The sequence below is a fragment of the Mucilaginibacter gossypii genome (assembly GCF_900100945.1).
In the GTDB taxonomy this organism is placed as follows: Bacteria; Bacteroidota; Bacteroidia; order Sphingobacteriales; family Sphingobacteriaceae; genus Mucilaginibacter; species Mucilaginibacter gossypii.
Map to the genome: position 1 here is coordinate 14377 of NZ_FNCG01000026.1, position 14750 is coordinate 29126.

At 41.9% G+C, this 14750-nt stretch carries 15 protein-coding genes; all 15 read left to right on the forward strand.

What is annotated here, in order from left to right; genetic code table 11:
• The 15 genes from nuoF (at position 1) to BLS28_RS28565 (ending at position 14672) form a co-directional block, all read left to right on the forward strand.
• Entirely contained in the window at positions 1-1359 is a 1359-nt protein-coding gene (gene nuoF, locus BLS28_RS28495) for an NADH-quinone oxidoreductase subunit NuoF (RefSeq protein ID WP_091175787.1), read from the forward strand.
• 168 nt (positions 1360-1527) lie between these two features.
• Entirely contained in the window at positions 1528-2517 is a 990-nt protein-coding gene (locus BLS28_RS28500; protein ID WP_371328329.1) for an NADH-quinone oxidoreductase subunit G, read from the forward strand.
• Positions 2517-3548, forward strand: coding sequence for an NADH-quinone oxidoreductase subunit NuoH (gene nuoH / locus BLS28_RS28505; RefSeq protein ID WP_091175791.1), 1032 nt, complete (start codon positions 2517-2519; stop codon positions 3546-3548). The genes BLS28_RS28500 and nuoH overlap by 1 nt, the downstream gene beginning before the upstream one ends.
• 17 nt (positions 3549-3565) lie before the next feature.
• The gene (locus BLS28_RS28510; protein ID WP_090533905.1) at positions 3566-4063 is read left to right on the forward strand and encodes a NuoI/complex I 23 kDa subunit family protein; all 498 of its coding nucleotides are present in this window, start codon (positions 3566-3568) and stop codon (positions 4061-4063) included.
• Positions 4064-4120: 57 nt separating this feature from the next.
• Positions 4121-4624, forward strand: a complete 504-nt coding sequence (locus BLS28_RS28515; protein WP_091175794.1) for an NADH-quinone oxidoreductase subunit J family protein — start codon at positions 4121-4123, stop codon at positions 4622-4624.
• Positions 4624-4953 carry an NADH-quinone oxidoreductase subunit NuoK gene (nuoK, locus tag BLS28_RS28520; RefSeq protein ID WP_090533902.1) on the forward strand — a complete coding sequence of 110 codons (330 nt, stop codon included), beginning with the start codon at positions 4624-4626 and terminating at the stop codon, positions 4951-4953. The genes BLS28_RS28515 and nuoK overlap by 1 nt, the downstream gene beginning before the upstream one ends.
• A gap of 143 nt (positions 4954-5096) precedes the next feature.
• Positions 5097-7010, forward strand: a complete 1914-nt coding sequence (nuoL, locus tag BLS28_RS28525) for an NADH-quinone oxidoreductase subunit L (RefSeq protein WP_091175797.1) — start codon at positions 5097-5099, stop codon at positions 7008-7010.
• Between the two features lie 25 nt (positions 7011-7035).
• On the forward strand, positions 7036-8511 hold the full coding sequence (locus BLS28_RS28530) for a complex I subunit 4 family protein (RefSeq protein ID WP_091175800.1): 1476 nt from the start codon (positions 7036-7038) through the stop codon (positions 8509-8511).
• A gap of 22 nt (positions 8512-8533) precedes the next feature.
• A complete protein-coding gene (locus BLS28_RS28535; RefSeq protein ID WP_091175804.1) occupies positions 8534-9916 on the forward strand; it encodes an NADH-quinone oxidoreductase subunit N in 1383 nt (460 codons plus the stop codon).
• Between the two features lie 55 nt (positions 9917-9971).
• A complete protein-coding gene (locus BLS28_RS28540; protein ID WP_091175805.1) occupies positions 9972-10616 on the forward strand; it encodes a DedA family protein in 645 nt (214 codons plus the stop codon).
• Between the two features lie 33 nt (positions 10617-10649).
• The gene (locus BLS28_RS28545) at positions 10650-11198 is read left to right on the forward strand and encodes an inorganic diphosphatase (protein ID WP_091175807.1); all 549 of its coding nucleotides are present in this window, start codon (positions 10650-10652) and stop codon (positions 11196-11198) included.
• A gap of 4 nt (positions 11199-11202) precedes the next feature.
• Positions 11203-12543: a hemolysin family protein gene (locus tag BLS28_RS28550; protein ID WP_091175810.1), complete on the forward strand. Its 1341-nt coding sequence runs from the start codon at positions 11203-11205 to the stop codon at positions 12541-12543.
• A 14-nt stretch (positions 12544-12557) separates the two neighbouring features.
• Positions 12558-13265: a 16S rRNA (uracil(1498)-N(3))-methyltransferase gene (locus BLS28_RS28555; RefSeq protein WP_091175812.1), complete on the forward strand. Its 708-nt coding sequence runs from the start codon at positions 12558-12560 to the stop codon at positions 13263-13265.
• Complete coding sequence (locus tag BLS28_RS28560) at positions 13265-13927, forward strand: DUF4159 domain-containing protein (protein WP_176844586.1); 663 nt, start codon at positions 13265-13267, stop codon at positions 13925-13927. Before BLS28_RS28555 ends, BLS28_RS28560 begins: the two co-directional genes overlap by 1 nt.
• Before the next feature lie 244 nt (positions 13928-14171).
• On the forward strand, positions 14172-14672 hold the full coding sequence (locus tag BLS28_RS28565) for an acyl-CoA carboxylase biotin carboxyl carrier protein subunit (RefSeq protein ID WP_091175814.1): 501 nt from the start codon (positions 14172-14174) through the stop codon (positions 14670-14672).
• Positions 14673-14750: the final 78 nt, after the last annotated feature.

Genomic DNA, 14750 nt, shown 5'->3' on the forward strand with positions numbered 1-14750 from the left:
ATGGGACGGAAACTACTTTTAGAACATATAAACGTACCCGGCATCAATACTTTTGATGTTTACCGTTCAAAAGGCGGCTATGCTTCTGTGGAGAAAGCATTGAAAACCATGTCGCCTGAGGCGATTGTTGAGGAGGTTAAAAAATCGGGCTTACGCGGTCGTGGCGGTGCGGGTTTCCCTACCGGCATGAAATGGAGCTTTTTGGCTAAGCCCGAAGGCGTTGCGCGCTACCTGGTTTGTAATGGTGACGAATCGGAACCTGGTACTTTTAAAGACCGCTACCTGATGACTTATATCCCTCACTTGCTGATTGAGGGCATGATTGTATCAAGTTTTGCGCTTGGTGCTAATACATCATACATCTACCTGCGCGGCGAAATGATGCCACAGGTAAGGATCCTGGAAAAGGCTATCGCTGAAGCAAAAGCAAAAGGCTTTTTAGGTAAAAATATATTAGGTACCGGTTACGATCTTGAGCTTTACGTTCAGCCAGGCGGTGGTGCTTATATCTGCGGTGAAGAAACTGCTTTATTGGAATCATTGGAAGGTAAACGCGGTAACCCTCGTATTAAACCACCGTTTCCGGCTATTGCCGGTTTATATGGTTGCCCTACAGTGGTGAACAATGTTGAATCTATAGCGGCGGTTGTACCTATCATTAATGAGGGTGGCGACGAATATGCTAAAATAGGTATCGGTCGTAGTACAGGTACCAAATTGATCTCTGCAGGTGGTAACCTGAAAAAACCTGGGGTTTATGAAATTGAACTCGGTGTACCTGTTGAAGAATTTATTTATTCTGATGAGTATTGCGGTGGTATCGCCAATGGCAAACGCCTGAAAGCTGTTGTTGCCGGTGGTTCATCAGTACCAATTTTACCGGCTAACCTCATCCTGAAAACTATCAATAATGAAGCCCGCTTGATGAGCTATGAATCATTATCAGATGGTGGTTTCGTAAGCGGTACCATGTTGGGTTCGGGTGGTTTCATCGCTTATGATGAAGATGCCTGTATTGTACGTAATACCTGGAATTTCGCCCGTTTTTATCACCACGAGAGTTGCGGACAATGTTCGCCTTGCCGTGAGGGTACTGGCTGGATGGAGAAAGTATTACATCGCTTGGAATATGGCCATGGCAAAATGAGCGACATGGACTTGCTGGTAGATGTATCTAAGAAAATAGAGGGAAATACCATTTGTCCGCTGGGTGACGCGGCAGCATGGCCTGTGGCCAGTGCTATTCGCCATTTCAGGGATGAGTTTGAATGGCACGTAACTAACGCGAGCGAAGCAACTTCAAGAAACTACGGTTTGGCACATTACGCTGATCCGCTGAAAGTTGCAGAGACGGCGTAAATATATAACTATATGTCATTGTGAGCGGAGCGTGGCAATCTCGTCGCATGAAAAGAATAGCTACGAGATTGCTTCGTGCCTCGCAATGACATAGTGGTTTAGCTTTTAAAATTGATTTAGAGGCGAAGAATTTTAGAAATTAACAAACGACGTTATTATTAAATGTCAATGAAAGTAACAATAGACGGAATAACCGTTGACGTAGAACCCGGAACAAGCATCCTGAACGCCGCAAGGCAGATAGGAGGTGATATTGTTCCGCCTGCTATGTGCTATTACTCTAAACTGCAGGGCAGCGGTGGTAAATGCCGTACCTGTTTGGTTAAAGTTACCAAAGGATCAGAAAAAGATCCGCGCCCTATGCCTAAGCTGGTGGCTTCATGCCGCACTGGTGTTATGGATGGGATGGAGGTACAAAATATTACTTCGCCAGAAGTTATTGAAGCCCGTAAAGGCGTGGTAGAAATGCTGCTGATCAATCACCCGCTTGATTGCCCTGTTTGCGACCAGGCCGGCGAATGCCACTTGCAGGATCTGGGCTTTGAGCATGGGGCAGCTAAAACGCGCTATGAATTTGACCGCCGTACATTTGAAAAGATCGACATAGGTGACAAAATTCAGCTGCACATGACCCGCTGCATCCTTTGCTACCGTTGTGTGTTTACTGCCGATCAAATTACCAATACCCGTTTACATGGCATCCTGAACAGGGGCGATCATTCTGAAATTTCCACATATATCAGCAAAGCTGTTGATAACGATTTTTCGGGTAACATGATTGACGTATGCCCGGTAGGTGCTTTAACTGATAAAACTTTCCGCTTTAAAAACCGTGTTTGGTTTACCAAGCCTGTTGAAGCACACCGCGATTGCGATAAATGCTGCGGTAAAGTAACACTTTGGTATAAAGGCGAAGATGTGATCAGGGTAACTGGCCGTAAAGATGTTTATGGTGAAGTTGAGGAATTTATCTGCAATACCTGCCGATTCGATAAAAAGAAAACTGCCGATTGGGTTATTGAAGGCCCACGTAAAGTATCTCACCACTCTGTGATCAGCGCTAACCATTACGAGTTTACACCGCTGCCGGTTGTTAAAACCAACCCGGTACTGATGGAAGCTAATAAAGAACAATTTGAAAGGGAGACCCGCTTATAATGGAAACTACCGATTTAATATTCAGGATCGTACTGATCGTTGTGATTTTCGCTATCAGCCTGGTTGTGGCTATGTATTCAACCTATGCCGAACGTAAAGTTGCTGCATTTTTCCAGGATAGGATAGGCCCTAACCGTGCCGGCCCCTGGGGTATTTTACAACCCCTTGCCGATGGTGGCAAGATGTTTTTGAAAGAAGAGATCATCCCTACCAATGCAACCGGCTTCCTGTTCATTGTGGGCCCTTCACTGGCTATTTTAACTGCTTGCATCGGTTCGGCTGTTATTCCATGGGGATCGGCTATCCAAATTGGCGGTCGCACTTTTGATCTCCAGGTTACCGATATTAACGTAGGTGTACTCTACATTTTTGGTGTGGTATCATTGGGCGTTTATGGTATTATGATTGGCGGCTGGGCTTCCAATAATAAATACTCATTATTAGGCGCTATCCGCGCGGCATCACAAAATATCAGCTATGAAATTTCGATGGGTTTATCCATCATCGCATTGCTGATGCTTACCGGTACTTTAAGTCTTAAGGAAATCGCGGAGCAACAACATGGTTTTGCCTGGAATGTTTGGAGACAGCCACTTGGCTTCCTGCTGTTCCTGGTGTGTGCTTTTGCCGAAACCAACCGCTCACCGTTTGACTTACCTGAGTGCGAAACCGAGCTTGTAGGTGGCTATCACACCGAATACTCATCAATGAAATTAGGTTTTTACCTGTTTGCCGAGTATATCAACATGTTCATTTCATCGGCAGTAATGGCTACCCTGTACTGGGGTGGTTACAATTACCCTGGTATGGATTGGGTTGCGGCTCAGGCCGGACCAACCATTGCACCGCTTATTGGCGTTGTTGTATTATTTGGTAAGATATTCTTCTCTATCTTCTTTTTCATGTGGGTGCGTTGGACTATCCCGCGTTTCCGTTATGACCAGTTGATGGACCTTGGCTGGAAAATATTAATTCCATTGGCCATCACCAACATCGTGCTGACAGGCGTGATTAGTACATTACTTAAATAGATTGGAGTTTTTAAAAAATGGAATCATTAAGCAATAAACGAAAAGTACTGGAAGTTAAGCCACTCAATTTTTTAGAGCGTGCTTACCTGCCGGCCATTGTGGGCGGTTTATCCACTACAATGAAACACTTTTTCAAAAAGCCGGTAACCATCAGCTATCCTGAAGAAAAGCGTGAATTTTCAGAGAATTTCCGCGGCATGCACTCGCTTAAACGCGATGAGGATGGCAGGGAGCGTTGTACAGCCTGCGGCCTTTGCGCATTATCGTGCCCGGCAGAAGCTATTACCATGACAGCTGCCGAACGCCAGAAAGGCGAGGAGCACCTGTACCGCGAAGAGAAATACGCTGCTGTTTATGAAATCAACATGCTGCGCTGCATTTTTTGCGGTTTATGTGAAGAGGCCTGCCCTAAGGAAGCTATTTATCTTGACGGTGATATCGTACCTGCCGACTACTTAAGGAAGGATTTTATTTACGGTAAAGACAAATTAGTAGAAGCACCCTTAAATCAATAAAGAAGTTTTATACCTTTGCCCTGCCTAAAAGGGTAAAGGTATTTTGTAAATAAAAACATGAGTACATTTTACTTCATCGCATTTTTGTCCATATTCTTTTCGATATTGGTAATCTCGGCCAAAAATCCGGTACATAGTATCCTTTATCTGATCCTTACCTTTTTTACTTTCACCATTCACTACATTTTGCTTAACGCTCAATTTTTGGCGATTGTAAACTTCATCGTGTACATGGGCGCTATATTGGTATTGTTCCTGTATACGCTGATGCTCATCAACCTTAACAAGGAGTCGGAGCCTGTAAAGCCTTTCATGGTTAAAATAGCTGGTGTTTTTGGCGGCGGCATCTTGGCTGTAGCTGTTGCATCTTCACTTAAACTGATGGGCGCATCAAACCCGGTATTGTTACAAAACCCTGATCTGGGCCTTGTAAAAAACTTAGGTAAAGTATTGTTCAACGAATTTTTATTGCCATTTGAAATATCATCTGTATTGCTTTTATCAGCTATGGTAGGTGCGGTATTATTGGCTACTAAAGAAAAAGAACCTAAAGCAGCATAATGGAAAGTTTAACAAATACTATGCACGCCGTGCCGCTTAATCATTACATATTGTTAAGCACAATCATTTTTGCTATAGGCGTAATGGGCGTATTGATCCGCCGTAATGCCATCGTGATCTTCATGTCGGTTGAGTTGATGCTTAATTCGGTTAACCTTTTGCTTACCGCGTTTTCGGTATACAGGGGTGATGCAACCGGGCAGGTATTCGTGTTTTTTATCATGGCGCTGGCCGCTGCTGAAGTTGCAGTTGGTTTGGCTATTATCGTGATGATCTATCGTAATACAAACTCAATTGATATCAACGTACTAAACAGGTTGAAATGGTAACAGGTATTTCCGATTTCGGAGTTTCAATTTCGGAATTGTAATAGCTGATTAGTAATAAAACAAACGTTGTTGCCTCTTTCCCGCAATAGCGATTAGATAATTAAAAACGTATAACGTAACGCGTAAAACGTACAACATCGAACATGGATAAATATATCTGGCTTATTCCAATACTACCGTCAGCCGGTTTTGTTATAAACGGACTTGGCCGTAATTCATTATCAAAAAGTGTAATTGGCTTTATTGGCAGTTTGCTTGTACTGGTATCATTTGGTTTAAGCATTGCAGCTTTTTTCCAGGTAAAATCAACCGGAGTTCCTATTAATGTCAACTACTTTACCTGGTTTGCGGTTGGGTCATTAAAATTTCCTTTCGCATTCCTTATAGATCAGTTAAGCGCTATCATGCTGCTGATCATTACAGGTGTTGGCTTCCTGATCCACCTGTATTCTATTGGCTACATGCATGACGACGAAGGTTTCGGGAAATTTTTCGCTTATCTCAACCTGTTCGTTTTTTTCATGCTGCTGCTGGTTTTAGGTTCAAACTACCTCATCATGTTTATTGGATGGGAGGGCGTAGGCTTGTGCTCATACCTGCTGATCGGTTTCTGGTTTACCAACCCTGATTATGCAGATGCAGCGAAGAAAGCGTTTGTAATGAACCGTATCGGTGACCTTGGTTTCTTATTAGGCATCTTCACCATTATTTATGTTTTCGGTAGCATCCAGTTTGCAGAGATCTTCCCGAAGGCAGCTGTTATGAAATCAGGCGCTGGTCCACTGTTTATCATTACCATTTTACTATTCATTGGTGCCTGCGGTAAATCTGCGCAGTTGCCGTTATTTACCTGGTTGCCTGATGCGATGGCCGGCCCAACTCCGGTTTCGGCTTTGATCCACGCTGCTACCATGGTTACAGCCGGTATCTATATGATTGCCCGCTCAAACATATTCTACACTTTATCTCCGGATACAATGGAGATCATTGCTTATGTAGGTTTGGCCACGGCGCTTATCGCGGCTCTTATTGCATTAACGCAAACAGATATTAAAAAGGTATTGGCTTATTCAACTGTATCTCAATTAGGGTATATGTTTTTAGGTTTGGGGGTTGGTGCTTATACAGGTGCTTTCTTCCACGTGTTAACACATGCTTTCTTTAAGGCTTTATTATTCCTTGGTGCAGGCTCTGTGATCCACGCTATGAGCGGCGAACAGGATATGCGCAAAATGGGCGGCTTAAAAGGCAAGATTAAAACTACATTTACCACCATGATGATTGGTACTGTAGCTATTGCCGGTATTCCTCCGTTGGCAGGCTTCTTTTCAAAAGATGAAATATTAGCACATGCTTACGCGCATAGCCCTATATTTTGGGCCGTAGGTGTATTAACCGCTATGTTAACTTCATTCTATATGTTCAGGATGATGTACCTTACATTTTACGGAAAGTTCCGTGGTACTCATGAGCAGGAGCATCATTTACATGAATCGCCTCCAACAATGACTATTCCGCTTATCGTATTAGCTATCCTTTCAATTTTAGGAGGCTTTATAGGTGTGCCGGAAGTATTACACGGACATCATGAACTGGCACATTTCCTTGAGCCTGTTTTCCATAAATCAAACGAAATTTTGGGCGAGCATCATTTGTCCGAATCACTTGAATACGCGTTAATGGGCACTTCGGTAGCATTGGCTTTAGCTGCTATGGCTTATGCCTATATGAAATATGCTAAAAATGGCAGTGTACCTGTTGCTGATACTGAAGAGCGCCCGGCACTTACAAGTCTGTCATACCACAAGTTTTACCTTGATGAACTTTATGACCTGATTGTTCGCAAACCACTCGACTGGCTTTCAACCTTCTTCTATAACATCATAGAGCGTTTAGGTATCGATGGTTTGGTGAACGGGATTGGCAGAGGAACAATTGAAACCAGTAAAGGCCTGCGCCTGCTGCAAACCGGTAACGTAGGGTTCTACATATTTGTAATGGTACTGGGAATTATCGCGGTATTAGTATATAGCGTATTTGGATTAACTAAAATATAAACGATAAGCGTTTAGCAACATAAAAATGACCGTTAGTATATTACTTTTTTTGCCAATAGTTGCCGCTGTTATAACTGCCCTACTTAAAAACGGGATAGCTAAACATGCTGCATTATTTTTCTCTGTTGCCCAACTGGTAATAGCGCTTATATTTTTAAGCAAGTTTGTTCCGGATGCATCAACCCAGTTTGTAATTGATGTGCCATGGATCAGCAGTTTTGGAATTTACTTCAGTGCCGGTATCGACGGGATCAGTATGATCCTGGTTTTGTTAACCACGGTGCTTGTACCATTAATTATTTTAACAACCTATCAGCATCAATACAAAAATGAAGGTGCCTTTTATGGTCTCATCCTGTTTATGCAGGCTGGTATGCTGGTTGTATTTACCGCCCTCGACGGATTTTTGTTTTACGTTGGATGGGAAGCGGCATTGATCCCGATCTACTTCATTTGTGCCCTTTGGGGAGGTGAAAACCGCATCCGTATTACCATTAAATTTTTCATCTACACCTTTGCCGGTTCGTTGTTCATGCTGGTAGGCATTATCTACCTGTACCTCCAATCTCCAGACAAAACTTTCGACATCCACAATTTTTATAAAATGACTTTGGATGTTAAACATCAGAGCTGGATCTTCTGGGCATTTTTTCTGGCCTTTGCCATCAAGATGCCTTTGTTCCCTTTCCATACCTGGCAGCCTGATACTTATACCGAAGCTCCATCTGGCGGTACCATGATGTTATCAGGTATCATGCTTAAAATGGGTATTTACGGTGCTATCCGCTGGATGATCCCTAATGCCCCGCTTGGCTTTTATCATTTCCAGGCGTTGGCCATGATCCTTGGGGTTATAGGTGTAGTTTATGCTTCTATTATCGCCTTTAAACAAAAAGACGGAAAACGTTTGGTGGCTTATTCATCAATAGCACACGTTGGCTTGATTGCTGCGGGTATTTTTGCCTGGAATATTGCCGGTGTTCAGGGCGCCATGATTCAGATGCTTAACCACGGTATTAACGTTGTTGGTATGTTCTTTATCTGGGACATCATCAGCCGCAGGCTGAACACCCGTGAGATAGATCAGCTTGGCGGTATCGCGAAGGTAGCCCCTAAATTTGCAATAGGTTTCCTGATCATATTATTAGGTACAGTGGGATTACCGCTTACCAATGGTTTTATCGGCGAGTTCCTGTTGCTGAAAGGTGTATTTGATTTTAGCGTACTGCACTATGTAAACCTGGTACTGGCTGCCGTTGCGGGCCTTACCATCATTTTTGGTGCGGTTTACATGTTACGCCTTTATAAAAACGTAATGCAGGGCGAAACCAACCCGCTTACAGCGACTTTTGCTGATGTTAGCGGTACTGAAAAGTTGACGTTGTGCATCATTTGTGCCCTGGTTATTGTATTGGGAATTTATCCTCAGCCTATTCTGCATATCTCTGAAGCTGCGGTAACGCAACTGGTAAATCAGATAGGTTCAAAGTTTACAATGTAGGTTTAAGATTTTAAAGAAAAGAATGAATACTATAATCATCATATCTGTTTTACCTATAGTGCTGCTGTATTTAGGGTTATATAAAGCGCAAAAGGCTTTGCTGCCCGTTACTGTTATAGGATTGCTGGCTGCTTTGGGTTTTGCAATTTGCCAATGGACTTCAAAAGATACAGCTGAGCCGCTTTATACCGGCATGCTGTTGTTCAATAATTTCTCGGTTGTATTTTCAAGCGTTACCATTATATCTACTATCCTGATCCTGTTGCTGTCAAAAGGTTACTTTGAGCGTATCAGCAGGCACACGGCGGAATATTATGCTATTATCCTGTTTTCACTGACAGGCATAATCGTAATGGTATCGTTTAATAACCTTGTGATGCTGTTTATCGGCATCGAGATCATGTCGGTGAGCTTATACATCCTGGCGGGTATTAAAAAGAGCGATTTCGCTTCAAATGAAGCAGCTTTGAAATACTTTTTGATGGGTGCTTTTTCAACCGGTTTCCTGCTGTTTGGTATGGCGCTGTTGTACGGATCGTCGGGTTCATTCAATATCGATACTATCAGGGAGTATGTAATTAACCATCCACATATCGACCCTATGTTTTATACAGGCATAGCCCTGATCATTGTAGGTTTATGTTTTAAAGTAGGTGCAGCCCCCTTTCATTTCTGGACACCGGATGTATACGAAGGTGCGCCTACGCTGATCACGGCTTTCATGTCTACAGTAGTTAAAACAGCGGGATTCGCAGCCTTCCTGCGTTTGTTCTCTGCCTGTTTCCAGCCATTATCTGACTTCTGGACACCAATAATACTTGTAATTACTATCATTACCTTATTTATAGGCAATATCACCGCGTTGTATCAGCAAAGCTTTAAGAGGATGCTTGCATTTTCAAGTATCTCTCACGCCGGCTACCTATTATTTGCAATCGTGTCATTAGGCGCTGCCTCAGGTAATTCGGTATTTGTATATGCGACAGCATACTCGATAGCTTCAATCATTGCGTTTGGCGGTTTAATATTAGTACAGCAACAAGGTGGAAGTGATAACTTTGAAAGCTTTAATGGTTTGGGTAAGAAGAACCCGTTCCTTGCCTTTGTGTTAACTGTAGCCATGCTTTCATTGGCGGGGATTCCGCTTACTGCGGGCTTCATCGGTAAATTCTTCATGTTTTCGGGAGCGGTAAGCCGTTATCATATCGGTTTAGTTATTATAGCTGTGATTAACGCTATCATTAGTATCTTTTACTATTTCAGGGTCATCATCGCCATGTACTTCCGTACCGACGAACGCGCAGAGCTTACTGTGCCGGTTTATTATAAAGTAGTATTCGCGCTTTCAGCTCTCGCCACAATCCTTATTGGTGTTTATCCCGATCTTATAGCCCGTTTCATATAATCGGTATTGATAACTGCAAATTGATATAATATTTGTAGTTTTACAGATATAGTGAATGGAAAGTTTCTGGGAATACCTTCAAAATTTAACTGACGCACAATCCATAATAAGCAGGGGTGGTTTTTATCTCTTGCTTATTGTTGTTTTTGCTGAAACCGGTTTATTCTTTGGTTTCTTTCTGCCCGGCGATTACCTGCTGTTTATGGCTGGTTTATTGTGTGCCGCTGGTAAAGTTGATGTTTCTATAACTACGCTGGTATTGTCATTGATAGGCGCCGGAGTATTAGGCAATTTTACAGGCTATTGGTTTGGTTACCGAACGGGGCCGGTATTATTCAATAAAAACGACTCACTATTTTTTAAGCGGCGCTACGTAGTACTGGCCAGTGAGTTTTACAACAAACATGGAGGGATGGCGCTTATTTTAGGGAGATTTTTCCCTATTGTTAGAACATTTGCTCCTATATTTGCAGGTGTTGTTAAGGTTGATGTAAAAAGATTTTCAGTTTATAACCTTATTGGCAGCGTAGCCTGGGTATGTGTATTTACGCTGGGCGGTTTTTTTTTAGGGCGAAGGTTCCCTCAACTGAAGGATTATCTGCAATACATTGTACTGGGACTGATTGTAATTACAACAATTCCGCTGGTTATTGCTTATGTTAAAAAGAAACTTCGTGAAAAAAACGAAAAAATAGATTAGTTAATAATTTTATATACTATATAATAAAGATAAATGAGTACTCTGCATCCATGGCACCAGGTTTCACCAGGTGATAATATCCCTGAAATAGTAAACGCTATTATTGAAATTCCAAAAGGATCAAAAGCGAAATATGAAATTGATAAAGAGTCAGGCTTACTGAAGCTCGATCGTGTATTATTTTCATCTGTAATGTACCCGGCTAACTACGGCTTTATCCCTCAAACCTATTGCGATGATAAAGATCCTTTGGATATCCTTGTACTTTGCTCAATTGACGTTTTCCCTATGTCTATCATTGAGGCTAAGGTAGTAGGTGTAATGCACATGGTTGATAATGGTGAGCAGGATGATAAGATCATTGCAGTGGCTAAAAATGACATGTCGGTAAATTATATTAACGACTTAAACGAATTGCCTCCACATGCCATGACCGAAATTGTTCGCTTTTTTAAAGACTACAAAAAATTGGAAGGCAAAAACGTAACCATCGAACATTTGTTAGGTGTACGTTATGCGCATAAAGTGATAACCGAGAGTTTGGAGCTGTACAAGTCTACGTTCCCTGTGTATCAATCATAAATAAATGGACCCCGCACATTACGAGATTAGTTTATTTTACATTTTCGCTACCATGTTTTTGGTTTTACTCAATGGCTTTTTTGTAGCCGCGGAGTTTGCCATGGTAAGGGTTCGGGGTTCGCAAATTGAAATTAGGGCCAAAGGCGGCAGTGGCGTAGCCAAAGTTGCCCGGGGCATATTGCATAATTTAGATGGTTACCTGGCTGCCACACAGCTGGGTATTACCATTGCTTCGCTGGCGCTCGGTGTTGTAGGTGAGGAGGTTGCCACTAACATCGTTATCCGCGCTTTCCTGAGCGTCGGCATAACCCTTTCTCCCGGTTATATCACGGCCAGTCATATCCTGGCTTTTAGCGTTATTACCATCATGCACATTGTTTTTGGTGAGCTTGCGCCTAAATCGTTAGCTATCCAAAAATCGGTACGTACAGTGATGGCTGTTTCATTGCCACTCAGGTTCTTCTTTGTAGTTTTCAGGCCATTTATATGGGTACTTAATAATTTTGCAAATTTCATTCTGAAATTATTGGGTATAAGCACCGTTGAAGGCAGTGAAACCCATCATAGTTCGGAAGAACTGCAATACTTGTTGGAGCAAGGTAAAGAGACCGGCGCACTTGACTCAAATGAGCACGAACTGATCCAGAACGTGTTTGATTTTAACGAGCGTGTGGTAAAAAACATCATGGTACCGCGTACCAAAATCTCGGGAGTCGATATCGCTTCAACCAAAGAAGAGCTGCTGGATATGATCATCAACGAAGGTTATTCGCGGATGCCGGTTTATGACGATGTGATAGATAAGATCATCGGTATTGTACACGCCAAAGATATTTTGCCACTACTGGCCCGTAATGAAGAGATCGTACTGAAAGATATTATCCGCAAACCGTATTTCATCCCCGAAACCAAAAAGATCAACGATCTGATGGCCGAATTGCAGCAAAAGCGTATCCAGATAGCTATTGTACTTGACGAGTTTGGCGGCACGGCAGGCATGGTTACATTGGAAGATATTGTTGAAGAACTGGTGGGAGAGATCCAGGATGAGTATGATGAAGAAAAGCCAATTGTTGAAAAGGTAAACGAACGTGAGTTTATAGTAAATGCACTTGCATCTATTTATGATGTAAATGAGCATTTACCGCATGATTTACCTGAAGATGGCGACTTTGATACCGTATCGGGCTGGCTTGGTGATATCTTCGGAAAGATCCCCGATGTTGGTGAGCAAAAAGAATCCAACGGGTACAATATCACCGTGTTGAAAAAATCTGACCAGAATATAGAATCAGTTAAACTCGAATTACTGATAAATGAAGAAGATGCAGTAGATTTACATTAATCTGCTTATTCATAATGCAACTTTTTTATACACCTGATATTGATGCCTCGCATCCCCAATATTTTCTGAGCGAAGAGGAAAGCAAACACGCCATACGTGTACTGCGCCTTGAAACAGGCAGCGAGGTACAATTGATTGACGGAAGAGGAGGCTTATATACAGCTCAGATCCATGATGCACACCCTAAGCGTACCATTCTAAAAATAACATCGGTAAACACCGAGTTTGAAAAACGTAACCATTACCTGCATCTTGCGGTAGCACCAACAAAAAATATCGAACGCCTGGAGTGGTTTTTAGAGAAAGCTACAGAAATAGGTATTGATGAGGTGTCATTAATTATCACCCAGCGGTCGGAACGTAAGGAAGCCAAAACAGAGCGTTTAAATAAAATTATTACGGCGGCTATCAAGCAATCCCTTAAGGCCTATCACCCCATATTAAATGAGCCTGTAACGCTAAATCAACTACTTGATAAACCTTTTAAGGGGCAAAAATTTATTGCTCATTGCGAGCCCGGAGAGAAATTTAATCTGAAAGACGAAATAACCCCGCAGGGGCGTTATTTAATATTGATAGGCCCGGAAGGGGATTTTGCTCCGGCTGAGATTGATAAGGCTTTACAAAACGATTTTAAACCGATATCTTTAGGTACAAGTCGCCTGCGTACGGAAACGGCTGCGCTGGAGGCTTGCTTTGAGGTGAATTTTTTAAACAGGTGATGAAAAAAATAAGGTTAGCATTGGTTGTTTTATTTGCAGCTATAGCAATGAGCAGCTTTAATGCCCCTGCCTATAAAATTGCACGCCTCAAATACAGCGGTGGCGGTGATTGGTATGGCGACCGTACAGCGTTACCTAACCTGATCAAATTCTGTAACGAAAACCTCAAAACCAATTTTGATGATGATGATGAGGTGGTTGAAGTAGGCAGTGCTTCTTTATTTAATTATCCTTTCACTTTTATGACAGGGCATGGTAACGTGATCTTTTCCGATCAGGAAGCCCGTAACCTGCGTAAATACCTCACCGGCGGCGGCTTTTTGCATATCGATGATAATTACGGGCTCGACCAATATATTCGGCCGCAAATGAAAAAGGTGTTTCCTGAGCTCGATTTTGTTGAGTTGCCGGTAAATCACCCCATTTACCATCAAAAATATGCCTTCCCGAACGGCCTGCCCAAAATTCATGAACATGACGGCAAGCGCGCCCAGGGTTTTGGTTTGATATACAAGGGCAGACTGGTTTGCTTTTATACCTATGAGTGCGATTTAGGCAATGGCTGGGAGGATTATGGTACCTATGCCGGCGATACCCAGGAAGCCCGCCAAAAAGCTCTTAAAATGGGCGCAAATTTAATTCAGTATATTTTTACTCAATAGTAGCTGCTCTTACCTGAAGCTTTCATACGGTGATTCTTTTTAGCACTATCAGTTTAGGGTTTAATTTACTCGTTGCTGTATTGCAAGTGAAATTATACGGGATTTATTAAAGGTTTTATATAAAGCAATTGAATAATAATAAGCTTTTTGCATTTTGCTTTCAGCTTATATATAATATGTTTAGCTTTATACCAATCCCCTAAACAAATAATAAATAAACCGCTTATCCTCAAATCCAAATCCTATGTATAAATTGAGTATTAATGAACGCTACAGTATTGAAGCTGAAAGAACCGTTGCTGCAGGCTTACTTATTAACGGGTTTAAAAGTGAAGCCGATATTAAACAGTTAAGGCCGGGAATCTATCATGTTATTGAAAGCAACCGCTCATACAATGTCGAGATAGTTAATTTTAACGGTGACGAAAAAACTGCTGAAGTAAAGGTTAATAATCATATTTATCATATTACCGCTAAAGATCAGTTTGATATATTACTTGATAAGCTTGGATTTAGTGATTTAAACAGTGCCAGGATTAGTGAAATAAAAGCCCCCATGCCAGGTTTGGTTTTAAAAGTATTTGTAAATAAAGGAGATATCGTAAAAAAAGGTGATAATCTCTTTGTGCTTGAAGCCATGAAAATGGAAAATATTATTAAATCGCCGGCCGATGTTGTTGTAGAAAAGATATTAATAAAATCAGGAGATAAAGTTGAAAAAGGGCAAATCTTAATGTCGTTTTAACTAAGTGTTATCGCTTAAATATGCGATAATAACATTTTTGCAATGAACTGAACGTAATTTTAAGGCTTTTGTTGTTTC